The sequence below is a fragment of the Streptomyces sp. ISL-36 genome, from assembly GCF_018614205.1.
Classification (GTDB): domain Bacteria; phylum Actinomycetota; class Actinomycetes; order Streptomycetales; family Streptomycetaceae; genus Streptomyces.
The window spans coordinates 716-25,265 of the sequence record NZ_JAGGOS010000058.1; the positions used below are offsets into that span (position 1 = coordinate 716).

The following is a 24,550-nucleotide window of genomic DNA, read 5'->3' on the forward strand; positions in this document are numbered from 1 at the left end:
GGGGGGGTGCAGCGAGGCGGTCGGCTCGTCCGCGAAGAGCACCGTCGGGGTGGTGACCAGGGCCCGGGCGATGGCGATCCGCTGCCGCTGCGACTGGGTCAGGGCGTGCGGGCGCTTGCGCGCGCACCCGCCGATGTCGAGCCGGTCCAGCCACTCCGTGGCGGAGGTCTTCGCGGCGCGGTGCGAGACGCCGCGCAGGAGCAGCGGCAGGGCCGCGTTCTCCCAGGCGGTGAGCTCGGGGACGAGCCCCGGCTCGGGGTCGATCCAGCCGAACCGGTCACGGCGCAGCCGTTCGCGCTGGGCCTGGCTCATGGTGTGGACGGGGCCGCTGTTGAACCAGACCTCGCCCTGCTCGGCGACCGCCTGGCCCGACAGGCAGTGCATGAGGGCGGTCTTGCCGCTGCCGCGCGGACCGACCAGGGCGAGGATCTCCGCCTCGCGGACGCCGAGGGAGACGCCGCTGAGTACGGTCGAACCTCCCAGGGAGTAGTGCAGGGAACGCGCCCAGAGCACGTCGTTGTCCGGTGGGGCCATCGCGTACACCTCGAAGTCGGATCTGCTGTGTGGTCCCCCGTGTACCCCCGTACGGGGGAACGAAGAGACGGGCCTTTCGGTCACTGGGCACCGTAAGGATTCAGATCCGCTTGTAGGGACAGCACGCGGCCCGGGCCGCCTCCATCCACTCGGATGGAGGCATGCCCGGGCCGGGGTCACGCCGTGAGGGCGGCGTGAGGTCGTGCCGGTCCTACGCGGACGCGATCAGAGCTTGGTCCACGCCTCGGTGAGCACCGAGCGCAGGATGCCCTCGATCTCGTCGAAGGTGCCCTGATCGGCGATCAGCGGCGGGGCCAGCTGGATGACCGGGTCGCCACGGTCGTCGGCCCGGCAGTACAGACCGTTGTCGAAGAGCGCCTTGGAGAGGAAGCCGTAGAGCACGCGCTCGGTCTCCTCGTCCGTGAAGGACTCCTTGGTGACCTTGTCCTTGACGAGCTCGATGCCGTAGAAGAAGCCGTTGCCGCGGACGTCGCCGACGATCGGGAGGTCGTGCAGCTTCTTCAGGGTGTTGAAGAAGTTGCCCTCCTGGTCCAGCACGTGCTGGTTCAGGCCTTCCTTGTCGAAGATGTCGAGGTTGGCGATCGCGACCGCCGACGACACCGGGTGGCCACCGAAGGTGTAGCCGTGCAGGAAGGTGTTGTCACCCTTGTAGAACGGCTCCGCGATGCGGTCCGAGACGATGCAGGCACCGATCGGGGAGTAGCCCGAGGTCATGCCCTTGGCGCAGGTGATCATGTCGGGCACGTAGCCGAACTTGTCACAGGCGAACATCGTGCCGAGGCGGCCGAAGGCGCAGATCGTCTCGTCCGAGACGAGCAGCACGTCGTACTGGTCGCAGATCTCGCGGACCCGCTGGAAGTACCCGGGCGGCGGCGGGAAGCAGCCGCCGGCGTTCTGCACCGGCTCCAGGAAGACGGCGGCGACGGTGTCGGCGCCCTCGAAGAGGATCTCCTGCTCGATCTGGTCGGCGGCCCAGCGGCCGAAGGCCTCGGGGTCGTCGCCGTGGATCGGCGCGCGGTAGATGTTGGTGTTCGGCACCTTGTGCGCGCCGGGGACCAGCGGCTCGAAGGGGGCCTTCAGGGCCGGCAGGCCGGTGATGGAGAGGGCGCCCTGCGGGGTGCCGTGGTACGCGACCGCACGCGAGATGACCTTGTACTTGGTGTGCTTGCCCTGCAGCTTGAAGTACTGCTTGGCGAGCTTCCACGCGGTCTCGACGGCCTCGCCGCCACCGGTGGTGAAGAAGACCTTGTTCAGGTCGCCCGGGGCGTAGTCCGCGAGACGCTCGGCGAGCTCGACGGCCTTGGGGTGCGCGTACGACCACACGGGGAAGAACGCGAGTTCCTTGGCCTGCTTGTACGCGACTTCGGCCAGCTCCTCGCGGCCGTGTCCGGCGTTGACCACGAAGAGACCCGCGAGACCGTCGAGGTAGCGCTTGCCCTTGTCGTCGAAGATGTAGGTGCCCTCACCACGCACGATGGTGGGAACGGGCGAGTTCTCGTACGACGACATGCGGGTGAAGTGCATCCACAGGTGGTCGTACGCGGTCTTGGACAGGTCCTGGGTCACGATTATCGAGTTCCCCACATATAGGTCTGCTTCTTGAGCTTGAGGTAGACGAAGCTCTCGGTGGAGCGCACGCCGGGGAGGGTGCGGATGCGCTTGTTGATCACATCCAGCAGGTGGTCGTCGTCCTCGCAGACGATCTCCACCATCAGGTCGAACGAGCCCGCGGTCATCACCACGTACTCGCACTCGGCCATGGCAGTCAGCGCGTCGGCGACCGGATCGAGGTCACCCTCGACGTTGATGCCGACCATCGCCTGCCGCCGGAATCCCACGGTGAGCGGGTCGGTGACGGCGACGATCTGCATGACGCCCTGGTCGAGCAGCTTCTGGACGCGCTGGCGTACGGCCGCCTCGGAGAGGCCCACGGCCTTGCCGATGGAGGCGTACGGACGGCGACCGTCCTGCTGGAGCTGCTCGATGATCGCCAGCGAGACGGCATCGATCGTCGGGGACGAACCGGTTCCGGTCCTGGAGTTCGTGCTTTGACTGGCCACGACCTCACTGTGCACCGAGACTCGTCTGTCTTGCAAGCCCAGAGCGATGAAATTCGTTGTTTTCGCTTCGTGATCACACTGAATCCGAAGTTGGGGGCTGCCGGGCCTGTCGAAAGCGTCCGCCGAGCGACTACTGTGGGGGTGTCTCATCCATCGGGACGAACGAACTCTGAACGACAGGAGGGGTGGCAAGTGACCACCGAGCTGCGCCGGCTGCGTAACTACATCAACGGGGAGTTCCGGGACGCCGCCGACGGGCGGACCATCGAGGTGGTCAACCCGGCCACGGGCGAGGTCTTCGCCACGTCTCCGCTCTCCGGCCAGGCGGACGTCGACGCCGCCATGGAGGCCGCCGCGGCCGCCTTCCCGGCCTGGCGCGACACCACGCCGGCCGAGCGCCAGAAGGTCCTCCTGAAGATCGCGGACGCCTTCGAGGAGCGCGCCGAGGACCTGATCGCCGCCGAGGTCGAGAACACCGGCAAGCCGGTCGCCCTCACCGCGAGCGAGGAAATCCCGCCCATGGTGGACCAGATCCGCTTCTTCGCGGGCGCCGCCCGCATGCTCGAGGGCCGCTCGGCCGGCGAGTACATGGAGGGCATGACCTCGATCATCCGCCGCGAGCCGGTGGGCGTCTGTGCCCAGGTCGCGCCGTGGAACTACCCGATGATGATGGCCGTGTGGAAGTTCGCCCCGGCCCTCGCCGCGGGCAACACGGTCGTCCTCAAGCCGTCGGACACGACCCCCGCGTCGACCGTCCTGATCGCCGAGATCATCGGGCAGATCGTGCCCAAGGGTGTCTTCAACGTCATCTGCGGCGACCGCGAGACCGGCAAGGCGATGGTCGAGCACCCGACGCCGGCGATGGCCTCCATCACCGGTTCGGTACGCGCCGGCATGCAGGTCGCCGAGTCGGCGGCCAAGGACGTCAAGCGCGTCCACCTGGAGCTGGGCGGCAAGGCCCCGGTCGTGGTCTTCGAGGACACCGACATCGCCAAGGCAGTCGAGGACATCTCGGTGGCGGGCTTCTTCAACGCGGGCCAGGACTGCACGGCCGCGACCCGTGTCCTCGTCCACGAGTCGATCCACGACGAGTTCGTGGCGCAGCTCGCCAAGGCCGCCGCCGACACCAAGACGGGTCAGCCGGACGACGAGGACGTGCTCTACGGCCCGCTGAACAACGCCAACCAGCTGAAGCAGGTCGCCGGCTTCATCGACCGCCTCCCGGCCCACGCCAAGGTCGAGGCGGGTGGCCACCAGGTCGGCGAGAAGGGCTACTTCTACGCCCCGACCGTCGTCTCCGGCCTCAAGCAGGACGACGAGATCGTGCAGAACGAGGTCTTCGGCCCGGTCATCACGGTGCAGTCGTTCCGTGACGAGGAGCAGGCGCTGGAGTACGCCAACGGCGTCGAGTTCGCGCTCGCGTCCTCGGTCTGGACGAAGGACCACGCGCGGGCGATGCGGATGTCGCGCGCGCTGGACTTCGGCTGCGTGTGGATCAACACCCATATCCCGCTGGTGGCGGAGATGCCGCACGGCGGCTACAAGAAGTCCGGCTACGGCAAGGACCTCTCGGCGTACGGCTTCGAGGACTACACGCGCATCAAGCACGTGATGACGTCCCTGGGCTAGTCGCTCAGCGGCCCGACGGCCCCGGCACCTCTCGATGACGAGGTGCCGGGGCCGTGCCGTGTCGTGCATGCCGCGCCGCGCCGCGGTCCGCTGACGAACCGGCAGGACACCGGTCGTGGCCGAAGGCGCGAAGAGGTGGAACTCGATCGCCGGTCCGCGAGTTCCCCGAGGGTGAACTCACTGGTGACGTACGGACTGTTGGCCGCGTGGGCGCTGCACGACGCCGAGGAGGTCGTCTTCGGCCCCCGCTGGGTGCGGGAGCATCTGCCGGAGCTGCGGGAGCGCTTCCCCGAGGTGTCCGAGAGGGTGTGGCGGGTGATGGAGGGCGTCGACGAGCGGGAGTTCGCCGTCGCCGTCGGGGCGGTGGGGGCCGTGGTCGCCGCCGCGGCCGTCGCGGGACACCGCTCCGGCGGCCGGTCCGCCTTCTTCCAGGCCGCGTTGAACGGCTTCGGTCTCCACGGCCTCGTCCACCTGGCCCAGGCCGCCGCGGTCCGCGGCTACACCCCCGGCTCGGCCACCTCCCCGCTGGTCGTCGTCCCCTTCACGCTCTGGGCGCGAGGCCGGCTGCGGCGGGCGGGCGTGCTGCGCCCGACGCGCGCCAAGGACGCGGTCGCGGGACTCGCGGTGGCCGCGGGCGTCACCCTGGCCGCGCACGCGGTCGCCCGGAAGGTCACCGGGACCCCCACTTTTTGAACGTGTTCATGAGGGGCGTACGGTGGGGCCATGAGCGACGCGAACGGGCCGAGAGCCCTCCTCAAGCGCATCCGTGTCTGGCTGGTCGTCTTCATCGTCTGCCTGGTGCTCAGCGGCCTCACCGCCTTCCCCCTCGTCACCGAACTCCGTCTCACCGAAGCCGCCTTGACGTCCTGGGCGTCCCCCGTCGCCGACGCCCTCCCCGGCCTCCTGGAGTGGATCCAGCGGGTCAGGGACGGGCTCGACGCCGCCGACGCCGACCACCCCTTCGTCCTCTACGGCACCGACTGGCTGGCCTTCGCCCACCTCGTCATCGCCGTCGCCTTCTACGGGCCCTACCGCGACCCGGTCCGCAACATCTGGGTCGTCGAGTTCGGCATGATCGCCTGCGCCGGCATCGTCCCGCTCGCCCTGATCTGCGGCCCGATCCGGGGCATCCCGTTCTGGTGGACGGTCATCGACATGTCGTTCGGCGTCTTCGGGGTGATCCCGCTGCTCGTCGTCCACCGGAAGATCAAGCGCCTGGAGGCGCTCACGGCGACGGCGGCCCGTATGTCGCCAGCATGACGTTCAGGGCCACCTCGTTCATCGGACCATCTCCCGCGGGTCGTGGATCTCGAAGCGGTTCGCGTACCACTCCTCGACCGTGTCCCCCGCGAAGTCGGCGGCCGGGATGCCGTGGGTGTGGTTGAGGAGCTGGCGGACGGTGACCCTTCCGTACCGGCCGGGGATCAGATCCGGCAGGTACGAGCGGGCCGAGCGGTCCAGGTCCAGCCGGCCCTCGGAGGCCAACTGGAGGGCGACCGCCGCCGTGAAGACCTTGGTCACCGACCCGGCCCGGAACCGGGCTGCCGGATCCACCGGCCGGTTCGACTTCAGGTCGTGCACGCCGGCGGCGCCCCGCCAGACGCCCTCGGTGCCTCCGACGCGTACCAGAGCGGCCGTCGCCCGGTCGGTCGGCAGGCCGGCGATCGCCGCCTCCAGGGCGGGATGCGGCGCCTGTGCGGAGGCGGCGGGGACGGTCGCGGCCGGCGTCCCGGCGGCGGCCGGCAGGGTCGCCGTGCCCGCCGCGACGCCCAGGACGAGCGCGGTGGCGATCAGCGTGCGCAGGGTGCTCTTCATGGTCAACTCCCGTGGTGCCAGGCGTCGTTCTCGACGGCTCCATCCTGCTGACCAGCGGGTTCACGCGGATCGCCCGCGCAGGGGGTCTTCGGCCGGTCACTTCCTCCCCGGCGCGGGGGAGGGGGAGCGCCCCGCTGCTCCCCGGCCGGGGGAGCGCCCGCCTCGACCAGCCCCGTCTCGTACGCGCAGATCACCGCCTGGATCCGGTCCCGCAGCCCCAGCTTGGAAAGGACGTTGCCGACATGGGTCTTCACCGTGTGGTCGCTGACCACCAGCTCCGCGGCGATCTCCGCGTTCGACAGGCCGCGGGCGAGCAGCAGCAGCGTCTCCCGCTCGCGGACCGTCAGGACCTCCAGCCGGGGATCGGGGCGGGGCGCCGGCGGGCGCCCCGAGGTGTACTGCTCCACCAGGCGCCGGGCCACGGACGGGGCGAGCAGCGAGTCGCCCCGCGCCACCACCCGTACCGCGTGGACCAGGTCGTCCCTGCGTACGTCCTTCAGCAGGAATCCGCTCGCGCCCGCGTGCAGCGCCTCGTACACGTACTCGTCGGAGTCGAACGTCGTCAGCATCACCGTCCGGCACCCCGACTCCGCGCTGATCGTCCGGCAGGCCTCGATGCCGTCCGTGCGCGGCATCCTGATGTCGAGGAGCGCCACGTCGGGCGCGTGGCGGCGCACCGCCTCGATGGCCTCGGCCCCGTCGCCCGCCTCCGCCACCACCTCGATGTCCGGCTGAACGTCGAGAATCATCGCGAAGCCGCTGCGGACCAGCTCCTGGTCGTCGGCCACCACCACACGGATCGTCACCGCGCCACCTCCGCCGGAGCGGGTACGGGGATCCGGGCCCGCACCTCGAAACCGCGGCCGCCCGGCCCCGGGCCGGTGACCGCCGTGCCGCCGTGCGCGGCCGCGCGTTCGCGCAGACCGACGAGGCCGTGCCCGCCGGGGCCCGGCCGCGGACCCCGCCCGTCGTCCGTCACCACGATCTCCAGCATCCCGTCCTCGCAGGTGAGCCGGACGGACGCGGTCCGGGCGTCCGCGTGCTTGACCACGTTCGTCAGCGCCTCCTGGACGATCCGGTACACCGTGGCCCCGGTGGCGCCGGGCAGGGCCCGCACCCCGCCCGCCGTGCCGTACGTGACATCGATCCCGCCGGCCCGTACCCGCTCCACCAGCACGGGAAGGCCGGCCAGATCCGGCTGCGGCTCCCGCGGGGCGTCGCCCGTGCCATCGCCCTCGCGCAGCACCCCCAGCATCCGGCGCAGCTGCGCCATGGCGTCCCGGCCCGTCTCGGAGATCGCGTCGAACGCGGCCTCCGCCCGCTCCGGCGCCGTACGCACCGCCACCGGGCCCGCCTCCGCCTGCACGATCATCAGGCTCACCGCATGGGACAGGATGTCGTGCATCTCCCGTGCGATCCGGGCCCGTTCGCGCGCGGCGGCCTGCTCGGCCTCGACGCGGTTGGCCCGCTGACGGGTGTCGGTGAGCCGGCCGAAGACGTACGCCGCCGCGAACACGAAGAGGGAGAAGACCAGTTCACGCGCCGACCGGGTGTTGAGCCAGACGGAGGCCGGCACCGCGAGCACGAGCAGCACGACCGTGACGAGCCGGTCGCGGGGCGGCGAGAGCGCGGCGATCGTGTAGACGATGACCAGGCCGGTGTACGGCAGGGGCTGCCCCGGCCCCTCCAGGGCGATCCGGTACAGCCCGCTCGTCGCCAGGATCGCGAGGAGGACGGCCATCGGGGCTCGCCGCCGCCAGACCAGCGGGACGACGGTGAGCGTGGTGAGCCCGTACGCCGGCCAGGTCGCCGGTTCCAGCTCCGGCGCGCGCGGCACGACGAACGGCATGGTCATCGCCGCCTGGACGAGCAGCGCGATGCCGATGTCGACCGCCCAGGGATTGGCGCCGCCCAGCGACCTGGCCCGCTCCCACCAGCCCCGTACCTCCCCCGGTATGCCCATTACGGCTTGCGCCCCACGGCGCCGAACTGCGCCACCTCGGACGCCGGGGCGAACCGCCAGCTCGCGCACGACACGATCCCGGGCTCCAGGATGTCGAGCCCGTCGAGGAAGGAGGTGAACTCGGCGCGGCTGCGGGCGGTGATCGGCGGAGTCGCGTTCGCGTTCCAGAACTCCATCGCCGCCACGTTCCCCTCACCGCCCAGCTCCGGTTCGACCGTGGGGTGGGTGAGGACGAGATGGCTGCCGGACGGCACCGCGTCCATCAGCGTGCGCACGATGGAGCGCGCCTCGTCGGTGTCCAGGACGAAGTTGAGGATGCCCAGCATCATCACCGCGACCGGCCGCGTCAGGTCCAGCGTCCTCGCCGCCGACTCCAGGATCCGCAGCGGATCCCGGGCGTCCGCGTCGACGTACTCGGTGACGCCCTCCGGGGCGCTGGTCAGCAGCGCGCGGGCGTGCGTGAGCACGATCGGGTCGTTGTCGACATAGACGATCCGGGCGTCCGGCGCGATCCGCTGGGCGACCTCGTGGGTGTTGTCGGCGGTGGGCAGGCCCGTGCCGATGTCCAGGAACTGGCGCACACCGGCGTCGGCGGCCAGATGCGTCACCGCCCGCCCCAGGAACGCCCGGTCCGCGCGGGCCACCTCACCGATGCTCGGATAGAAGCCGGTGACCCGGTCGCCGACCGCGCGGTCCACCGGATAGTTGTCCTTGCCGCCCAGCCAGTAGTTCCACACCCGGGCGTTGTGCGCGATGTCGGTACGGATTCTCTCGGTCCCGGTCACCTCGGAGTACCCCTTCGCAGTTCGGCGGCGAGTGCGTCCACACGGTTGGTGGTGATCGAGTCCACCCCGTGGGACAGGAGCTTACGCATGGTGCGACGGGTGTCCGCGGTCCAGGCGGAGACGAGGTACCCGTCCCGGTGCACCCGTTCCACCAGCTCACGGCTGACCAGACCGAAGCGGTAGTTGAGCCAGCGCGGCCCGATCGCGTCCAGGAGCACGGCGCGCGGCGGGGCCAGGGTCGTCCAGGTCAGGGCGATCTCGGCGGCCGGGTCGGCGGCCCGGACCTGGAGCATGGCGACCGAGCCCGCGCAGTAGAGGACCCGCTCGGCCGCCCCGCATTCGCGGACCGTGCCGACGATCGTGCGGACGGACGCCTCGTCGCCGCCGGGCAGGTCGAGCATCAGCCGGTGCGGTCCGGCGGCGATCAGTGCCTCGCGCAGCGTGGGCACCCCGTCGCGGGTCAGCTCGCGCAGCTGCTCCAGGGAGAGCGCGGAGAGCGGCCGGTCGTGACCCCACAGCCGTTTCAGCGTGTCGTCGTGGAGCAGGACGGGGACCCCGTCGCGAGTGAGCCGGACGTCGACCTCGACGGCGTCCGCGCCCCCTTCGATCGCCGAGACGATCGAGGGGACCGTGTTCTCGCGGACGCGGTACGGGTCGCCGCGGTGGGCTACGACAGTCACGTGATCCATGGGCTCATTGTCGGGTCCGGGCACCGGTCAGCGCGCGAGCCACCGGTCGGTGTACGTGTCGATCTCGGCGGCGATCCTGGCCTTGCCGGCCGGGTCGAGGAAGGAGGCCTCCACGGCGTTCTTGGCCAGGGAGGCCAGACCGCGCTCGTCGAGCTCCAGGAGGCGGGCGGCGACCGCGTACTCGGTGTTCAGGTCCGTGCCGAACATCGGCGGGTCGTCGCTGTTGATCGTGACGAGGACGCCGGCGGCCACCATCTCCTTGATCGGGTGCTCGTCCAGGTGGGCCACCGCCCGGGTCGCGATGTTGGAGGTCGGGCAGACCTCGAGGGCGATCCGGTGCTCGGCGAGGTGGGCGAGGAGCGCGGGGTCCCGCACGGCGCTCGTGCCGTGACCGATGCGCTCGGCGCGCAGGTCGTTCAGGGCGTCCCAGATCGTCTGCGGGCCCGTCGTCTCGCCCGCGTGCGGCACGGAGTGCAGGCCGGCCGCGATGGCGCGGTCGAAGTACGGCTTGAACTGCGGGCGGGGCACCCCGATCTCCGGGCCGCCGAGACCGAAGGAGACCAGACCCTCGGGGCGCAGGTCCACGGCGAGCCGGGCGGTCTCCTCGGCGGAGACCAGACCGGCCTCACCGGGAATGTCGAAGCACCAGCGCAGTACGACGCCCAGCTCGGCCTCGGCGGCCTTGCGGGCGTCCTCGATCGCCGCCATGAAGGCGCGCTCGTCGATCCCGCGGCGGGTCGAGCTGTACGGGGTGATCGTGAGCTCGGCGTACCGGATGTTCTGCCGGGCCATGTCGCGGGCGATCTCGAAGGTGAGCAGCCGGACGTCCTCCGGGGTGCGGACGAGGTCCACGACCGAGAGGTAGACCTCCACGAAGTGCGCGAAGTCGGTGAACGTGAAGTAGTCGACGAGCGCCTCCGGGTCCGTGGGGACCTTGGAGTCAGGGTGGCGGGCGGCCAGCTCGGAGACGATACGGGGCGAGGCGGAGCCGACGTGGTGGACGTGCAGCTCGGCTTTGGGAAGCCCGGCGATGAAGGGATGGAGATCGGTCATCGGATCATCGTAGGCCGGGCCGATGCCTCGTCGGAGGGAGGTCGTAGCATGGCGGGACCACGATGGGGGAGGCCCATGTCTGACAACAGCGACCAGCCGCGGGGCGGGTACGACCCGGCGGATCCGTGGGCTCCGCCGAACCGCGACGGGGTGGAACTGAGCAAGCCGGCGACGCCGCCGGCGCACGACCGTCCGCCGGTGCACGACCAGCCGACGATGACGTCCATGCCCGCCGCGGGCGACGGGACCGGGGAGCTCCCGCCGCCCCCGGTCGCCCCCGGGGGACCGGCGGCGACACCCGGCGCGTACGGCTACCCGGCGCCGGCGCCGGTGGCTCCGACGACGTCGGGGTACGGCTACCCCGGCTACCCGGCCGGGTACAGCGGCGGTTACGGCCAGCAGGGCTGGCAGCAGTCCCCGGCCAACGGCATGGGCATCACGTCGATGGTGCTCGGCATCATCGCGACGGTCGGCTTCTGCATGTACGGCCTCGGGATCATCCTCGGCGTCCTGGCACTGATCTTCGGCATCATCGGCCGCAAGAAGGTCCAGCGGGGCGAGGCGAACAACGGCGGGATGGCGACGGCGGGCATCGTCCTGGGCGCGATCGGCACGCTGATCAGCGCGGCGTTCCTGGCGTTCATCATCTGGGCGATCGTCCAGGGGGAATCCCTCGACAACGATCTGAACGATCCGTACGCGACGAGCCTGGTGGTCGAGAACCGCTGAGCCCAGCGGTCGAGAACCCCTGAGCGAACCGGTAACCACGACACGGCGAAGCACGGCGAAGGGCCCCGCACTCGGTGCGGGGCCCTTCGCCGTTCACCCGGGGACGCCGCCCTCCGTTCACCCCTGGCGCAGCCGCTCGCGCGCCTCCATCAGGGCGAAGCCCAGAAGGTTCAGGCCCCGCCAGCGGGAGGGGTCCATCGCGCGGGGGTCGTCGGCGGTGAGGCCGATGCCCCACACCCGGTCCAGCGGGCTCGCCTCCACCAGGACGCGCCCGCCCGTGCCCAGCAGGTAACCCCGCAGCGCCTCGTCCGGGGCGAACTTGTGGACACTCCCCTCGACCACGATCCCGAAGCGCTCCCGCTCCCACACCGCCTCGTCGAACCCCCGCACCAGCCGCCCGGCCTTCTTCGCCTCCGCGGGCGAGCGGGACGACAGCGCCGCGCGCTCGGCGTCCGGGTCGCCGAAGAGCCGCGCCTTCGACGCCATCATCCAGTGCTCCGCCATCGCGTAGCGCACTCCCTCCACCTCGAAGGGCGACGGCCACCACTGGCTCAGGCAGCTCGCCGAGAGCGTCCCGTCCGCTCGCGCACGGTGCCCCCAGAAGTGCAGCCACTTCACCTTGTCACCCCTGCTGACCTGCTGCGTCAGCTGTTCCATCCGCTCGATCTCCGTCATGCACGCGAGTCTGGCAGCCACCACGGACAGTCCGTACGGGGATTTCCCGGCACCCTCGACACATGGTCGACCGATTCCGTCGCGTAACCAAAAGGCAACAACGGAATCCCTTGTTGCACCAGCATGGCTCTGTCAGGATCGGCACTCAATTCGAGCTGGAACAACGGAGAGCGTCATGGGCAACCGCTTCCAGGTGACCGACCGCTTCGCGGACGGCGCGCAGTACATCGGCGGGCGGCTGCGGCCCGGAACCTCGGGTGAGGAGCACAGCGTCGTCGACCCGGCCACGGGCGAGCGCGTCCACACCTACGAACTGGCCTCCACCGCGGACGTCGACGCAGCCGTCGCCGCCGCCAAGGACGCCTTCCCCGCCTGGGCGGCCGCCACCCCCGGTGAGCGCTCCGACGCGCTGCACCGCTTCGCCGGCGTACTCGCCGAGCAGGTCGAGGAGTTCGCCCGCGTGGAGTCCCTCCAGTGCGGCAAGCCCATCAAGCTGTCGACCGAGTTCGACGTTCCCGGTACGGTCGACAACACCGCCTTCTTCGCCGGGGCCGCCCGTCACCTCCAGGGCCAGTCCGCCGGCGAGTACAGCGGTGACCACACCTCGTACGTCCGCCGTGAACCCATCGGCGTCGTCGGCTCCATCGCCCCCTGGAACTACCCGCTCCAGATGGCCGCCTGGAAGATCCTGCCGGCCATCGCCGCCGGTAACACCATCGTCCTCAAGCCGGCCGAACTCACCCCGCTGACCTCGCTCATGTTCGCGCAGGCGGCGCGGGAGGCCGGCATCCCCGACGGGGTCGTCAACATCGTCACCGGCGTCGGGCGCACCGCGGGCGAACACCTCGTCGGCCACCCCGACGTGGCGATGACCTCTTTCACCGGCTCCACCCCCGTCGGCAAGCGGGTCGCCGAGATCGCCACCTCCACCGTCAAGCGGCTCCACCTCGAACTCGGCGGCAAGGCCCCCTTCGTCGTCTTCGACGACGCCGACCTGGAGGCCGCCGCCCACGGCGCCGTCGCCGCCTCTCTCATCAACACCGGACAGGACTGCACCGCGGCCACCCGCGCGTACGTCCAGCGCCCGCTCTTCGACGCGTTCGTCGCGCGGGTCGCCGAGTTGATGGAGACGGTCCGCCTCGGCGACCCCTTCGACCCCTCCACCGACCTCGGACCGCTGATCAGCCACGCCCAGCGGGACCGGGTCGCCGCCTTCGTCGAGCGCGCCCGGGGTTACGCCACCGTCGTCACCGGCGGCGAAGCCCCCGGAGGGGATCTCGAGAACGGTGCCTACTATCGTCCGACCCTGATCACCGGCGCCGCCCAGAACAGCGAGGTCGTGCAGTCGGAGATCTTCGGGCCGGTCCTGGTGGCCCTGCCCTTCGACGGCGACGACGAGGGCATCCGGCTCGCCAACGACACCCCCTACGGCCTCGCGGCCTCCGCCTGGAGCCGCGACGTCTACCGGGCGAACCGCGCCACCCGTGAGATCAAGGCGGGGTGCGTCTGGGTGAACGACCACATTCCGATCATCAGCGAGATGCCGCACGGCGGCTCCAAGGCCTCCGGCTTCGGAAAGGACATGTCGGCGTACTCCTTCGAGGAGTACACGCAGATCAAGCACGTGATGTACGACAACACGGCGGTCGCCGCGAAGGACTGGCACCGCACGATCTTCGGGGACCGATAGAAAGTCAGCCGCCCGACCACGCGGCCCAACCTCCCGAAAGGGCACAGCGCATGGAGCAGTACGAGCCCGACAGCCTGTCCGCCGCGCAGCTCGCGGCGATGCGGCGCAGCCTGACGAGCGGCCGGGGCGCCCTCACCCGCCGTTCGATGCTGCGCGCCGGAGGCGTCGGCGCGCTCACGGTCGGCGGCCTCGCCGGCCTGAGCGCCTGTGGCATCCCGCCGGCCAAGCGGGAGGGCCAAGGCCCCGCGTCCACCGACTTCTCGGCCAAGGAGAAGCAACTGAGCTTCTCCAACTGGACCGAGTACATGGACGTCAGCGAGGACGAGAAGTCCCGCCCCACCCTGGAGGCGTTCACCAAACGGACCGGGATCAAGGTCAAGTACACCGAGGACATCAACGACAACGTCGAGTTCTTCGGGAAGATCAAGCCCCAGCTCGCCGCCGGCCAGGACACCGGCCGGGACCTGATCTGCGTCACCGACTGGCTCGCCGCCCGCATCATCCGGCTCGGCTGGGCGCAGAAGCTCGACCCGGCCAACCTGCCCAACGCCTACGCGAACCTCTCCACCCAGTTCCGCCGTCCCGACTGGGACCCGGGCCGCTCCTACTCGTACCCGTGGACCGGTATCTCCACCGTCATCGCGTACAACGCGAAGGCCACCGGCGGCAAGAAGGTCGACTCGGTCACCCAGCTCCTCGACGACCCCTCCCTCAAGGGCCGGGTCGGCTTCCTCACCGAGATGCGCGACTCGGTCGGCATGACCCTGATCGACATGGGCAAGGACCCGGGCAAGTTCACCGACGCCGACTACGACGCGGCCATCGGCCGGCTCCAGAAGGGCGTCGACAAGAAGCAGATCCGGCGCTTCACCGGCAACGACTACACCTCCGACCTGGACAAGGGCGACCTGGCGGCCTGTCTCGCCTGGGCCGGCGACGTCATCCAGCTGCAGGCCGACAACCCGGACATCAAGTTCGCGATCCCCTCGGCCGGTTACATCACCTCCAGCGACAACCTCCTCGTCCCGGCCAAGGCCCGGCACAAGACGAACGCCGAGAAGCTCATCGACTACTACTACGAGCTTCCGGTCGCCGCCCAGCTCGCCGCGTACATCAACTACGTGTGCCCGGTCGACGGGGTGAAGGACGAGCTCGCCAAGATCGACCCGGAGCTCGCGAGCAACACGCTGATCCTGCCCGACAAGGCCATGGCCGCGAAGTCGCACGCCTTCCGCTCGCTGACGAGCCAGGAAGAGACGGCGTACGAAGAGAAGTTCGCCAAGCTCATCGGTGCCTGAGCCCGACGTACGACCGCGTCCAGCCCCTTCACAACCCCTGGGATCGCAACCCATGACTGACACGAACACCGGCGGCGACGTCCGTCTCACCGGCATCAGCAAGACGTACGGCTCCTTCACCGCCGTGCACCCGCTCGACCTGACCGTCCCGCAGGGCTCGTTCTTCGCCCTCCTCGGCGCCTCCGGCTGCGGAAAGACCACCACGCTCCGCATGATCGCCGGCCTGGAGGAGCCCACCACCGGCACGGTCTTCCTCGGCGACAAGGACGTCACCGACCTCCCGCCGTACAAGCGGCCGGTCAACACCGTCTTCCAGTCCTACGCGCTCTTCCCGCACCTGGACATCTACGAGAACATCGCCTTCGGCCTGCGCCGGCGCGGCATCAAGTCGGTGAAGAAGCAGGTCGGCGACATGCTCGACCTCGTCCAGCTCGGCGACAAGGCCAAGCACAAGCCGCACCAGCTCTCCGGCGGCCAGCAGCAGCGCGTCGCCGTCGCCCGCGCGCTCATCAACCACCCGCAGGTGCTCCTCCTCGACGAGCCGCTCGGCGCCCTCGACCTCAAGCTGCGCCGCCAGATGCAGCTGGAGCTCAAGCGGATCCAGACCGAGGTCGGCATCACCTTCGTCCATGTCACCCACGACCAGGAGGAGGCCATGACCATGGCCGACCAGGTCGCGGTCATGAACGGCGGCCGGGTCGAACAGCTCGGCGCGCCCGCCGACCTCTACGAGAACCCGCGGACCACCTTCGTCGCCAACTTCCTCGGCACCTCCAACCTCATCGAGGCCGAGGTCTCCGAGACCGGCGCCACGGACCTGGTCGTGACGGCCGGCGGCGGCAAGCTCCGGCTGCCGGCCGACCGCTGTTCGGCCACCGTACGCACCGGCGGCAAGGTGCTCGTCGGTGTCCGCCCCGAGAAGATCTCGCTCGCGCACGCCGACGACGCGGGCTCGATCGCCGAGGGGCGCAACCAGGTCGTCGGGCGGATCGTCGACTCCTCGTTCATCGGCGTCTCCACCCAGTACGTGGTGAACAGCCCGGCCGGCGCCGAGCTCCAGGTCTACGAGCAGAACATCGAGCGCGACTCCCGGCTCGCGCCGGGGGCCGAGGTCGTCCTGCACTGGAACCCGGCCCACACCTTCGGTCTGGACGCGACGCAGTCCCTGCTTGCCGGGACAGTGAGCGACGCGGGCGTGGAGACGGTGGAGGACGCCTCGTGACGATCACGGAAGCTCCGCCGACGCCGGACCTTCCGGTCCGCAAGGCGTCCGCCCGCAAGCGGCTCGTCCCGTACTGGCTGCTCCTGCCCGGCATCATCTGGCTGCTCGTCTTCTTCGCGCTGCCGATGGTCTACCAGGCCTCTACCTCGGTGCAGACCGGCTCCCTGGAGAAGGGCTTCGAGGTCACCTGGCACTTCCAGACCTACTGGGACGCCTTCCAGGAGTACTGGCCGCAGTTCGTCCGCTCCCTGCTGTACGCCGGCACCGCCACGCTGCTCTGTCTGCTGCTCGGCTACCCGCTGGCGTACCTGATCGCGTTCAAGGCCGGGCGGTGGCGCAACCTGCTGCTCGTGCTGGTCATCGCGCCCTTCTTCACCAGCTTCCTCATCCGCACGCTGGCGTGGAAGACGATCCTCGCCGACGGCGGACCGGTCGTCGACGTCCTCAACACCCTGCACATCCTGGACGTGACCAGCTGGATCGGCTGGACCGAGGGCGACCGGGTGCTGGCCACCCCGATGGCGGTGATCTGCGGTCTGACGTACAACTTCCTGCCGTTCATGATCCTTCCGCTCTACACGTCCCTGGAGCGGATCGACGGCCGGCTGCACGAGGCGGCGAGGGACCTGTACGCGTCCCCCGCCACCACCTTCCGGAAGGTGACGTTCCCGCTGTCGATGCCGGGCGTGGTCTCGGGCACGCTGCTGACCTTCATCCCGGCGAGCGGTGACTACGTCAACGCGGAGCTGCTCGGCTCGACGGACACGCGCATGATCGGCAACGTCATCCAATCCCAGTACCTGCGGATTCTCGATTATCCGACCGCCGCCGCGTTGTCCTTCATCCTCATGGCGATCGTGCTGATCATGGTCACCGTGTACATCCGTCGTGCGGGAACGGAGGAGCTGGTCTGATGCGCTGGATACGGAAGAACCTGGTCGTCGTCGCGGGCCTGCTGACGCTGGCCTACATGATCCTGCCGAACATCATCGTGACGGTCTTCTCCTTCAACAACCCCACCGGGCGCTTCAACTACTCCTGGCAGGAGTTCTCGCTGGAGGCGTGGAAGGACCCGTGCGGCGTCGCCGACCTGTGCGGCTCGCTCTCGCTCTCGCTGCAGATCGCCCTGTGGTCGACCCTGGGTGCGACCGTGCTGGGCACGATGATCGCCTTCGCGCTGGTCCGCTACCGCTTCCGGGCGCGCGGCGCGGTCAACTCGCTCATCTTTCTGCCGATGGCGATGCCGGAGATCGTGATGGCCGCCTCGCTGCTCGCCCTCTTCCTCAACATGGGCGTGCCGCTGGGCTTCTGGACGATTCTGATCGCCCACGTCATGTTCTGCCTCAGCTTCGTCGTCGCCGCGGTCAAGGCGCGGGTGCTGTCGATGGACCCGCGGCTCGAAGAGGCCGCCCGGGATCTGTACGCGGGCCCGGTGCAGACCTTCGTACGGGTGACGCTGCCCATCGCCGCCCCGGGTATCGCCTCGGGAGCGCTGCTGGCCTTCGCCCTGTCCTTCGACGACTTCATCATCACCAACTTCAACTCGGGCAGCACCGTCACGTTCCCCATGTTCGTCTGGGGTTCGGCCCAGCGCGGCACGCCCGTCCAGATCAACGTCATCGGGACGGCGATGTTCGTCATCGCGATCCTGGTGGTCCTCGGCGGTCAGATCGCCGCCAACCGTCGCAAGAAAGCACAGCTCGCGTAGTTCCGTAAGGAGTTGGAAACCATGGCCCCAGTCGCCATGCGTACCGCTGCTCAATCTCTCTCCGACGCCCGGCCCGTCCCCTTCTGGCTGGAAGACCCGGGCAAGCCCGACGCCCTGCCCGCCCTCACCTCCACCGAGAAGTGCGACCTTCTCGTGGTCGGCGGCGGCTACAGCGGACTGTGGACCGCGCTCCTCGCCAAGGAGCGGGAGCCGGACCGGGATGTCGTACTGATCGAGGGGCGCGAGGTGGGCTGGGCCGCCTCGGGCCGCAACGGCGGCTTCTGTGCCGCCTCCCTCACCCACGGGTTCGGCAACGGGCTCGCCCGCTGGCCGGACGAGCTGACGACGCTGGAGCGGCTCGGCGAGCGCAACCTCGACGCCATCGAGGCGGCGGTCGCCCGCTACTCCCTCGACTGCGACTTCGAGCGCACCGGCGAGATCGACGTCGCCACCGAGCCGCACCAGGTCGAGGACCTGCACGCGCTCTACGAGGAGGCCCGCCGGCTCGGCCTCGCGGACGGCCTCGAACTCCTCGACCGGGACGCGGTCCGGGCGCAGGTCGACTCGCCCACCTTCCTCGGCGGCCTCTGGGACCGCCGCGGGGTCGCCATGCTCCACCCCGCCAAACTCGCCTGGGGTCTGAAGCGGGCCTGTCTGGACCTGGGCGTACGGATCTTCGAGAACACCCCCGGCCTGGAACTGGTCTCCGTGGGCGCCGGGATGGGGGTCCGCACCCCCTACGGCCGGGTGGTCGCCCGCCGCGTGGCCCTCGGCACCAACGTCTTCCCCTCGCTGGTCAAGCGGGTACGGCACTACACGGTCCCGGTCTACGACTACGCCCTGACCACCGAGCCCCTCAGCCCCGCACAGCTCGCCTCCATCGGCTGGAAGAACCGCCAGGGGCTCGGCGACAGCGCCAACCAGTTCCACTACTTCCGGATCACCGCCGACCACCGGATCCTCTGGGGCGGCTACGACGCGATCTACCGCTTCGGAGGCCGCGTCAGCGCCGAGATGGACCACCGCCCGGAGACCTATCTCACCCTCGCCGAGCACTTCTTCCGCTGCTTCCCGCAACTGGAGGGCCTGCGCTTCAGCCACGCCTGGGGCGGCGCCATCGACACCTGCTCGCGCTTCTCCGCCTTCTTCGGCACGGCGTACCAGGGGAAGGTCGCGTACGCGGCCGGCTTCACCGGCCTCGGTGTCGGTGCCACCCGCTTCGGCGCGGACGTGATGCTCGACCTCCTCGCGGGCGAGCGCACGGAGCGCACGGAGCTGGAGATGGTCCGCTCCAAGCCGCTGCCGTTCCCGCCCGAGCCGATCGCCTGGGCGGGCATCGGCATCACCAAGTGGTCGCTGGCGCGGGCCGACGAGAACGGCGGCCGGCGCAATCTGTGGCTGAAGGCGATGGACCGCCTGGGCCTCGGCTTCGACAGCTGACCCACCACACGTCTGCTGTGCGCCGGGTCCACGCCCCCGGCGCACCCCAGTCGATCACGGTGTGACCCGGTTCACCACCAACGAACCGCCCGAACCCGCGCAATGATCGTCGCCCACCCCGCTCTCTGTGTGTGCGGACACCGCGGTCCGCGTGTCCGCACACGGAATGGAGGCCGTTGGCGATGAGTGGTTCGGGGGCCAGGACCGCAGTGGAATGGCTGGCATCGGTGGCGCCGGATCCCGACGCCTGCCGCTGGGAGTGGGAGCGCAACCCTTTGGGGGTCGCCCTGCTGCCCGCCGGCAGGCGTTGGGATGTTCTGATCCTGCCCGGGGAGCTCGGCGGCCCCACGCTCGACGTGCTGAGCCGTCTGGTGGACCGGCCCGGGCCGGTCCTGGCCGACTTCGGCGAGGCCCGTACGGGCTTCTTCGTGCCGCCGGGCACGGCCGCACGCTGGCTCGGGACGGGCGTGCGCAGCGCGGGCAGCGGGACCTGGATCGTCGTCCCGTACCCCGGCCGCGTGAACGGCGGAATGCGCTGGCTGGTGCCGCCGGACGGCAGCGGAACGCTCAACGACGCCTCGCTCCTGGAGCTGGCGATGCACGAGGCCGCGGGCCGGCTCGGCCGCCACGAGGGAGCTCCGTAGTCGCGGCGCCCTGCTGCCGCCCTCCGCCCCCTCCCTGATCACACCCTCTTCGAGGAGGGGCCGAAGCGGAATCGTGCCGTCGGGACAGAGGTCTTGACCACTTGATTGGTCTGGACCATGCTGTGGCGCGCGCTCCCCCCGATTCCCCCACCCCCGGAGGCAGTTGTGGCCCGCACCAGACCTCTCACCCTTCTGCTGGCGGGAGTCCTCGCAGCCGGCGGACTCGTCGCCCTCACCCCCGCCGCCCAGGCCGCCGACCCCGACCTCGCACGCAACGGCGGCTTCGAGTCCGGTCTGGACGGCTGGAGTTGTACGGCGGGCAGCGGAGCCGTCGTCACCTCGCCCGTCCACGGCGGGACGAAGGCGCTCCTCGCGACCCCGGCCGGCAGCGACAACGCCAGGTGCTCCCAGACCGTGACCGTCAAGCCGAACTCCGCGTACACGCTGATCGGCTGGGTCCGCGGCGACTACGTCCACCTCGGCGCATCCGGCACCGGCACCACCGACGTCTCCACCTGGACGCAGTCCGCCCCCGCCTGGCAGCAGCTGACGACGACGTTCCGTACGGGAGCGTCGACGACCTCGGTGACCGTCTACACCCACGGCTGGTACGGCACCTCCGCCTACCACGCCGACGACGTCTCCCTGGTCGGCCCCGGCGGCGACCCGGTCCGCGTACCGGCCGCCCCCGCGGGCCTGACAGCGGGCTCCCCGACCTCGTCGAGCATCCCGCTGAGCTGGTCGGCGGTCCCGGGAGCCACCTCCTACCACGTCCACCAGGGAGGTTCACGGATCCTGACCGTCTCGGGCACCTCGGCCACCGCGACCGGGCTGACGCCCTCCACCGCGTACAGCTTCCAGGTCTCGGCCGCCAACAGCGCGGGCGAGTCCCCGAAGTCGGCGGCGGTGACGGCGACGACCACCTCCGGCGGAGGCGGCGACCCGGGCGGTGGGCTCCCCGCCCACGCGCTCGTCGGCTACCTCCACGCCGGCTTCGCCAACGGCTCCGGCTACACCCGGATGGCCGACGTCCCCGACTCCTGGGACATCATCAACCTCGCCTTCGGCGAGCCGACCTCGGTGACCTCCGGAGACATCCGCTTCTCCCTCTGCCCGGCGACCGAGTGCCCGAACGTGGAGTCCGCGGCCGAGTTCAAGGCGGCCATCAAGGCCAAGCAGGCCGCCGGCAAGAAGGTCCTGATCTCCATCGGCGGCCAGAACGGACAGGTCCAGCTCGCCACCACGGCCGCCCGCGACACCTTCGTCACCTCCGTCTCGAAGATCATCGACGAGTACGGGCTCGACGGCCTGGACATCGACTTCGAGGGCCACTCGCTCTCCCTGCAGACCGGCGACACCGACTTCCGCAGCCCGACGAGCCCGGTGATCGTCCACCTGATCCAGGCGGTCAAGTCGCTGAAGGCCAGGTACGGCTCCGACTTCGTCCTGACGATGGCCCCCGAGACCTTCTTCGTCCAGCTCGGCTACCAGTACTACGGTTCCGGCCCCTGGGGCGGCCAGGACCCGCGCGCCGGCGCCTATCTCCCGGTCATCCACGCCCTGCGCGATGACCTCACCCTGCTGCACGTCCAGGACTACAACTCGGGCTCGATCATGGGCCTCGACAACCAGTACCACTCCATGGGCGGCGCGGACTTCCACATCGCCATGACCGACATGCTCCTCACCGGATTCCCGGTCGCCGGCGACACGGCCCGGGTCTTCCCGGCCCTCCGCCCCGACCAGGTCGCCATCGGCCTCCCGGCCTCCACGAACGCGGGCAACGGCCACACCTCGCCGGCCGAGGTGAACAAGGCCCTCGACTGCCTCACCAAGAAGACGGACTGCGGCTCGTACCGGACCCATGGCACCTGGCCGGGGCTGCGCGGCCTGATGACCTGGTCGATCAACTGGGACCGGTTCAACGGCTGGGAGTTCAGCCGGAACTTCGACGCGTACCGGTGGAGCTGAGGGCCAGGATCAGCAGGCCGAGGCAGAGACTGGCCAGCACGTCCAACGGCCAGTGGTAGCCGCGCAGGATCAGTCCGGTCCCCGTCACCGCCGTCAGCACGGCGGCGACGGGGACCAGACGGTTGGAGACCAGGAAGGCCGCGCCGAAGTAGGCGACCATCGCCGTCGCCGTGTGGCCCGACGGGAAGTAGCCCGCGGCCCAGGGCTCCAGGGGGCCGGGCCGGGCGGTCCATTCCTTCAGGGGGATGACGAGCAGCGGTACGAGAGCCATCGCGAGGCCCGCGTACAGGGCCGCCACGCGTCGGCCGCGCCACACCGCGTACGCCATCGCGCAGGCGAGGACGGGGAGCGCGACGGTCATGTTGCCGAGGTCGGCGCCGAGTTCGGAGAGCCCGCGCGGGACCGTGTCCACCAGGGCGCGGGAGGCCCGCTCGTCGAGGCGGGCCAGTGGGCCCTCGGCCAGGACCTGCCAGGTGACCAGGGCGAGGGCGATCACCGCCGAGAAGACAGCCGGCCTCCCCGGAACAGGGGGGGTGGTTCCGGGGAGGCCGCCTTGACCGGGCTGCCGCGCGCCCCGGGGGGTGTGGGGCGGGCGGCCATCCGATCGGTGAGGAGTTCCGGAGCCGGAGGCTCCAGCGGTGTGCGCGAAGGCACGGCCGAGGCGGGGCTGGGGAGGCTCCGCCCTGGTGTCGCCCGCAGTCCCCTGCGAGCGGGGTGTTTCTCTCATCTGCAGAAACCGTACGCCACACAGAAGGGGGCCGACAGCCGGATCTCCATCCCGCCATCGGCCCCCCACACCTTCTTCACACCGTGTGTCGTACGCCTCAGATGGCGGCGAACGCGTTCTCGATGATGTCGAGGCCCTCGTTCAGCAGGTCCTCGCCGATGACCAGCGGCGGCAGGAAGCGCAGCACGTTGCCGTAGGTGCCACAGGTCAGCACCAGCAGGCCCTCGGCGTGGCAGGCCTTGGCCAGCGCGCCCGCCGCCTCCGGGTTGGGCTCCTTGGTCGCGCGGTCCTTGACCAGCTCGATGGCGATCATGGCGCCGCGGCCGCGGATGTCACCGATGGCGTCGAACTTCTCGGCCATCGCCGACAGGCGGGCCTTCATGATCGACTCGATGTTCTTCGCCTTGGCGTTGAGGTCGAGCTCCTTCATCGTCTCGATGGAGCCGAGCGCGCCGGCGCAGGCCACCGGGTTGCCGCCGTAGGTGCCGCCCAGGCCGCCGCCGTGCACGGAGTCCATGATCTCGGCGCGGCCGGTGACGGCGGCGAGCGGCAGGCCGCCCGCGATGCCCTTGGCGGTCGTGATCAGGTCGGGGACGATGCCCTCGTCCTCGCAGGCGAACCACTGGCCGGTGCGGCAGAAGCCGGACTGGATCTCGTCGGCGACGAAGACGATGCCGTTGTCGTTGGCGAACTTCACGATCGCCGGCAGGAAGCCCTTGGCCGGCTCGATGAAGCCGCCCTCGCCGAGGACCGGCTCGATGATGATCGCGGCGACGTTCTCGGCGCCGATCTGCTTGGTGATGTTGTCGATCGCCTGGGCGGCGGCCTCGGGGCCACAGTTCTCCGGGCCGGTGGGCCAGCGGTAGCCGTAGGCGACCGGCACGCGGTAGACCTCGGGCGCGAACGGGCCGAAGCCCTGCTTGTACGGCATGTTCTTCGCCGTCAGCGCCATCGTGAGGTTGGTACGGCCGTGGTAGCCGTGGTCGAAGACGACGACGGCCTGGCGCTTGGTGTACGAACGGGCGATCTTGACCGCGTTCTCGACCGCCTCGGCGCCCGAGTTGAACAGCGCGGACTTCTTGGCGTGGTCGCCCGGGGTCAGCTCGGACAGCGCCTCGCAGACCTCGACGTAACCCTCGTAGGGCGTCACCATGAAACAGGTGTGCGTGAAGTCGGCGAGCTGCGCGGCGGCGCGGCGGACCACGGCCTCGGCGGAGGCGCCGACCGAGGTCACGGCGATGCCGGAGCCGAAGTCGATCAGGCGGTTGCCGTCGACGTCCTCGATGATGCCGCCGCCGGCCTTGGCCGTGAAGACGGGCAGCACGGAGCCCACGCCGCCGGCCACGGCGTCGAGGCGGCGGGCCTGAAGCTCCTGCGACTTCGGACCGGGGATGGCGGTGACGACGCGCCGCTCCTGCGGGACAGCGTTCATGCGGGGCTCCTGTGGGGTGTTCTGGACGCACGTGTGGCTTTCTTCCGCAGGCTAGGCGCGCGGGAGGGGCGCGGGCATGCGCCGATCGGGATAGGTGGGGGGTGTGTCGTTGTCCGTGGTGGACATGGCATGGCCGGAAAGGCGTAGCTTCCCACGGGTGGGCGAAACGGCTCCGGGGCCGCCGTCGCCCACTAGATTGACGGTTGCACGGATGCGGCGACCTGGCTGGTCAGGGGGCAGGGGTTGATGGAGACCGAAGGCACGTACGAGTCGAGCGACGCGCGGGAGACCGGCCGGGGGGCGGGGAACGCGGTGCCGCGCCCGGCGGCGTTCACGGCTCACCCGGGTGCCCCGGCGACCGGCCCGGCCCCCGATTCCGCCGGTCACGCGTCCGCGGCCCCCGATTCCGCGGGTCACGAGTCCGCCGGTCACAAGGCGGCGCAGCCCGCGGGCGCACGGCCCGAG

23 protein-coding genes and 2 pseudogenes are annotated in these 24,550 nt (G+C 70.4%); 13 read left to right on the top strand and 12 right to left on the bottom strand.

Going from position 1 to position 24,550, the window contains the following annotated elements; genetic code table 11:
* From J7E93_RS16110 to J7E93_RS37815, 3 genes are all read right to left on the bottom strand, one after another.
* Positions 1 to 534, bottom strand: a 534-nt coding sequence (locus tag J7E93_RS16110; RefSeq protein WP_374105390.1) for an ABC transporter ATP-binding protein, incomplete at its 3' end; no start/stop codon positions are given.
* Positions 535 to 759: 225 nt separating this feature from the next.
* Entirely contained in the window at positions 760 to 2,139 is a 1,380-nt protein-coding gene (locus J7E93_RS16115) for an aspartate aminotransferase family protein (RefSeq protein ID WP_215069866.1), read from the bottom strand.
* Positions 2,124 to 2,630, bottom strand: coding sequence for an Lrp/AsnC family transcriptional regulator (locus J7E93_RS37815; protein WP_158990999.1), 507 nt, complete (start codon positions 2,628 to 2,630; stop codon positions 2,124 to 2,126). Before J7E93_RS37815 ends, J7E93_RS16115 begins: the two co-directional genes overlap by 16 nt.
* A 177-nt stretch (positions 2,631 to 2,807) precedes the next feature.
* Here J7E93_RS37815 and J7E93_RS16125 point away from each other — a divergent pair, with 177 nt between their 5' ends.
* The 3 genes from J7E93_RS16125 (at position 2,808) to J7E93_RS16135 (ending at position 5,504) form a co-directional block, all read left to right on the top strand.
* Positions 2,808 to 4,244, top strand: a complete 1,437-nt coding sequence (locus J7E93_RS16125) for a gamma-aminobutyraldehyde dehydrogenase (RefSeq protein ID WP_215069868.1) — start codon at positions 2,808 to 2,810, stop codon at positions 4,242 to 4,244.
* Positions 4,245 to 4,427: 183 nt separating this feature from the next.
* Entirely contained in the window at positions 4,428 to 4,937 is a 510-nt protein-coding gene (locus tag J7E93_RS16130) for an HXXEE domain-containing protein (protein ID WP_308368673.1), read from the top strand.
* 30 nt (positions 4,938 to 4,967) lie between these two features.
* Entirely contained in the window at positions 4,968 to 5,504 is a 537-nt protein-coding gene (locus J7E93_RS16135) for a hypothetical protein (protein WP_215069872.1), read from the top strand.
* A gap of 21 nt (positions 5,505 to 5,525) precedes the next feature.
* Here J7E93_RS16135 and J7E93_RS16140 read toward each other — a convergent pair.
* The 6 genes and pseudogenes from J7E93_RS16140 to J7E93_RS16165 form a co-directional block, all read right to left on the bottom strand.
* Positions 5,526 to 6,059 (bottom strand): annotated as a pseudogene (locus tag J7E93_RS16140) (serine hydrolase domain-containing protein); the annotation flags it as partial.
* Between the two features lie 2 nt (positions 6,060 to 6,061).
* Positions 6,062 to 6,865, bottom strand: a complete 804-nt coding sequence (locus tag J7E93_RS16145; RefSeq protein WP_215069876.1) for a response regulator transcription factor — start codon at positions 6,863 to 6,865, stop codon at positions 6,062 to 6,064.
* Positions 6,862 to 8,022, bottom strand: a complete 1,161-nt coding sequence (locus J7E93_RS16150; protein ID WP_215069878.1) for a sensor histidine kinase — start codon at positions 8,020 to 8,022, stop codon at positions 6,862 to 6,864. Before J7E93_RS16150 ends, J7E93_RS16145 begins: the two co-directional genes overlap by 4 nt.
* On the bottom strand, positions 8,022 to 8,807 hold the full coding sequence (locus tag J7E93_RS16155; protein WP_215069880.1) for an SAM-dependent methyltransferase: 786 nt from the start codon (positions 8,805 to 8,807) through the stop codon (positions 8,022 to 8,024). Before J7E93_RS16155 ends, J7E93_RS16150 begins: the two co-directional genes overlap by 1 nt.
* Complete coding sequence (locus tag J7E93_RS16160) at positions 8,804 to 9,496, bottom strand: glycerophosphodiester phosphodiesterase (RefSeq protein ID WP_215069882.1); 693 nt, start codon at positions 9,494 to 9,496, stop codon at positions 8,804 to 8,806. Before J7E93_RS16160 ends, J7E93_RS16155 begins: the two co-directional genes overlap by 4 nt.
* Positions 9,497 to 9,523: 27 nt before the next feature.
* Positions 9,524 to 10,672, bottom strand: coding sequence for an adenosine deaminase (locus J7E93_RS16165; RefSeq protein WP_374105392.1), 1,149 nt, complete (start codon positions 10,670 to 10,672; stop codon positions 9,524 to 9,526).
* On the opposite strand from J7E93_RS16165, the gene J7E93_RS16170 reads away from it, so the two are divergent.
* Positions 10,625 to 11,278, top strand: coding sequence for a DUF4190 domain-containing protein (locus tag J7E93_RS16170; RefSeq protein WP_215069886.1), 654 nt, complete (start codon positions 10,625 to 10,627; stop codon positions 11,276 to 11,278). The two genes, J7E93_RS16165 and J7E93_RS16170, sit on opposite strands and share 48 nt — an antisense overlap.
* A gap of 117 nt (positions 11,279 to 11,395) precedes the next feature.
* Here J7E93_RS16170 and J7E93_RS16175 read toward each other — a convergent pair whose 3' ends face one another.
* Complete coding sequence (locus tag J7E93_RS16175; protein ID WP_215069888.1) at positions 11,396 to 11,953, bottom strand: NADAR family protein; 558 nt, start codon at positions 11,951 to 11,953, stop codon at positions 11,396 to 11,398.
* A 175-nt stretch (positions 11,954 to 12,128) separates the two neighbouring features.
* On the opposite strand from J7E93_RS16175, the gene J7E93_RS16180 reads away from it, so the two are divergent.
* The 8 genes from J7E93_RS16180 to J7E93_RS16215 all read left to right on the top strand — a co-directional run bounded on the left by J7E93_RS16180 (position 12,129) and on the right by J7E93_RS16215 (position 21,926).
* Complete coding sequence (locus J7E93_RS16180; protein ID WP_215069889.1) at positions 12,129 to 13,643, top strand: gamma-aminobutyraldehyde dehydrogenase; 1,515 nt, start codon at positions 12,129 to 12,131, stop codon at positions 13,641 to 13,643.
* Between the two features lie 50 nt (positions 13,644 to 13,693).
* A complete protein-coding gene (locus J7E93_RS16185) occupies positions 13,694 to 14,941 on the top strand; it encodes a PotD/PotF family extracellular solute-binding protein (RefSeq protein ID WP_215069891.1) in 1,248 nt (415 codons plus the stop codon).
* 52 nt (positions 14,942 to 14,993) lie between these two features.
* Complete coding sequence (locus J7E93_RS16190) at positions 14,994 to 16,163, top strand: ABC transporter ATP-binding protein (RefSeq protein WP_215069893.1); 1,170 nt, start codon at positions 14,994 to 14,996, stop codon at positions 16,161 to 16,163.
* Positions 16,160 to 17,077: an ABC transporter permease gene (locus J7E93_RS16195; protein WP_215069894.1), complete on the top strand. Its 918-nt coding sequence runs from the start codon at positions 16,160 to 16,162 to the stop codon at positions 17,075 to 17,077. The genes J7E93_RS16190 and J7E93_RS16195 overlap by 4 nt, the downstream gene beginning before the upstream one ends.
* Positions 17,077 to 17,871: an ABC transporter permease gene (locus tag J7E93_RS16200; protein WP_215069896.1), complete on the top strand. Its 795-nt coding sequence runs from the start codon at positions 17,077 to 17,079 to the stop codon at positions 17,869 to 17,871. The genes J7E93_RS16195 and J7E93_RS16200 overlap by 1 nt, the downstream gene beginning before the upstream one ends.
* 21 nt (positions 17,872 to 17,892) lie before the next feature.
* Complete coding sequence (locus tag J7E93_RS16205; RefSeq protein ID WP_215069898.1) at positions 17,893 to 19,311, top strand: FAD-binding oxidoreductase; 1,419 nt, start codon at positions 17,893 to 17,895, stop codon at positions 19,309 to 19,311.
* 182 nt (positions 19,312 to 19,493) lie between these two features.
* Positions 19,494 to 19,955, top strand: a complete 462-nt coding sequence (locus tag J7E93_RS16210) for a hypothetical protein (RefSeq protein WP_215069899.1) — start codon at positions 19,494 to 19,496, stop codon at positions 19,953 to 19,955.
* Between the two features lie 165 nt (positions 19,956 to 20,120).
* Entirely contained in the window at positions 20,121 to 21,926 is a 1,806-nt protein-coding gene (locus J7E93_RS16215; RefSeq protein WP_308368674.1) for a glycoside hydrolase family 18 protein, read from the top strand.
* Here the strand turns inward: J7E93_RS16215 and J7E93_RS16220 are convergent.
* Positions 21,892 to 22,422 (bottom strand): phosphatase PAP2 family protein, encoded by a 531-nt coding sequence (locus tag J7E93_RS16220; RefSeq protein WP_374105391.1) that lies wholly within the window; start codon positions 22,420 to 22,422, stop codon positions 21,892 to 21,894. The two genes, J7E93_RS16215 and J7E93_RS16220, sit on opposite strands and share 35 nt — an antisense overlap.
* Before the next feature lie 328 nt (positions 22,423 to 22,750).
* Positions 22,751 to 24,085, bottom strand: a complete 1,335-nt coding sequence (gabT, locus tag J7E93_RS16225) for a 4-aminobutyrate--2-oxoglutarate transaminase (RefSeq protein WP_215069905.1) — start codon at positions 24,083 to 24,085, stop codon at positions 22,751 to 22,753.
* A gap of 246 nt (positions 24,086 to 24,331) precedes the next feature.
* On the opposite strand from gabT, the pseudogene J7E93_RS16230 reads away from it, so the two are divergent.
* Positions 24,332 to 24,550, top strand: a pseudogene (locus J7E93_RS16230) (hypothetical protein); the annotation flags it as partial.

Excerpts from the sequence above, each read along its gene's own strand:
- J7E93_RS16150 (WP_215069878.1), bottom strand. The coding sequence starts at position 8,022 with ATGGGCATACCGGGGGAGGTACGGGGCTGGTGGGAGCGGGCCAGGTCG.
- J7E93_RS16190 (WP_215069893.1), top strand. The coding sequence starts at position 14,994 with ATGACTGACACGAACACCGGCGGCGACGTCCGTCTCACCGGCATCAGC.
- gabT (WP_215069905.1), bottom strand. The coding sequence starts at position 24,085 with ATGAACGCTGTCCCGCAGGAGCGGCGCGTCGTCACCGCCATCCCCGGT.
- J7E93_RS16200 (WP_215069896.1), top strand. The coding sequence starts at position 17,077 with ATGCGCTGGATACGGAAGAACCTGGTCGTCGTCGCGGGCCTGCTGACG.
- J7E93_RS16205 (WP_215069898.1), top strand. The coding sequence starts at position 17,893 with ATGGCCCCAGTCGCCATGCGTACCGCTGCTCAATCTCTCTCCGACGCC.
- J7E93_RS16135 (WP_215069872.1), top strand. The coding sequence starts at position 4,968 with ATGAGCGACGCGAACGGGCCGAGAGCCCTCCTCAAGCGCATCCGTGTC.
- J7E93_RS16210 (WP_215069899.1), top strand. The coding sequence starts at position 19,494 with ATGAGTGGTTCGGGGGCCAGGACCGCAGTGGAATGGCTGGCATCGGTG.
- J7E93_RS16160 (WP_215069882.1), bottom strand. The coding sequence starts at position 9,496 with ATGGATCACGTGACTGTCGTAGCCCACCGCGGCGACCCGTACCGCGTC.
- J7E93_RS16180 (WP_215069889.1), top strand. The coding sequence starts at position 12,129 with ATGGGCAACCGCTTCCAGGTGACCGACCGCTTCGCGGACGGCGCGCAG.
- J7E93_RS16185 (WP_215069891.1), top strand. The coding sequence starts at position 13,694 with ATGGAGCAGTACGAGCCCGACAGCCTGTCCGCCGCGCAGCTCGCGGCG.
- J7E93_RS16170 (WP_215069886.1), top strand. The coding sequence starts at position 10,625 with ATGTCTGACAACAGCGACCAGCCGCGGGGCGGGTACGACCCGGCGGAT.
- J7E93_RS16175 (WP_215069888.1), bottom strand. The coding sequence starts at position 11,953 with ATGACGGAGATCGAGCGGATGGAACAGCTGACGCAGCAGGTCAGCAGG.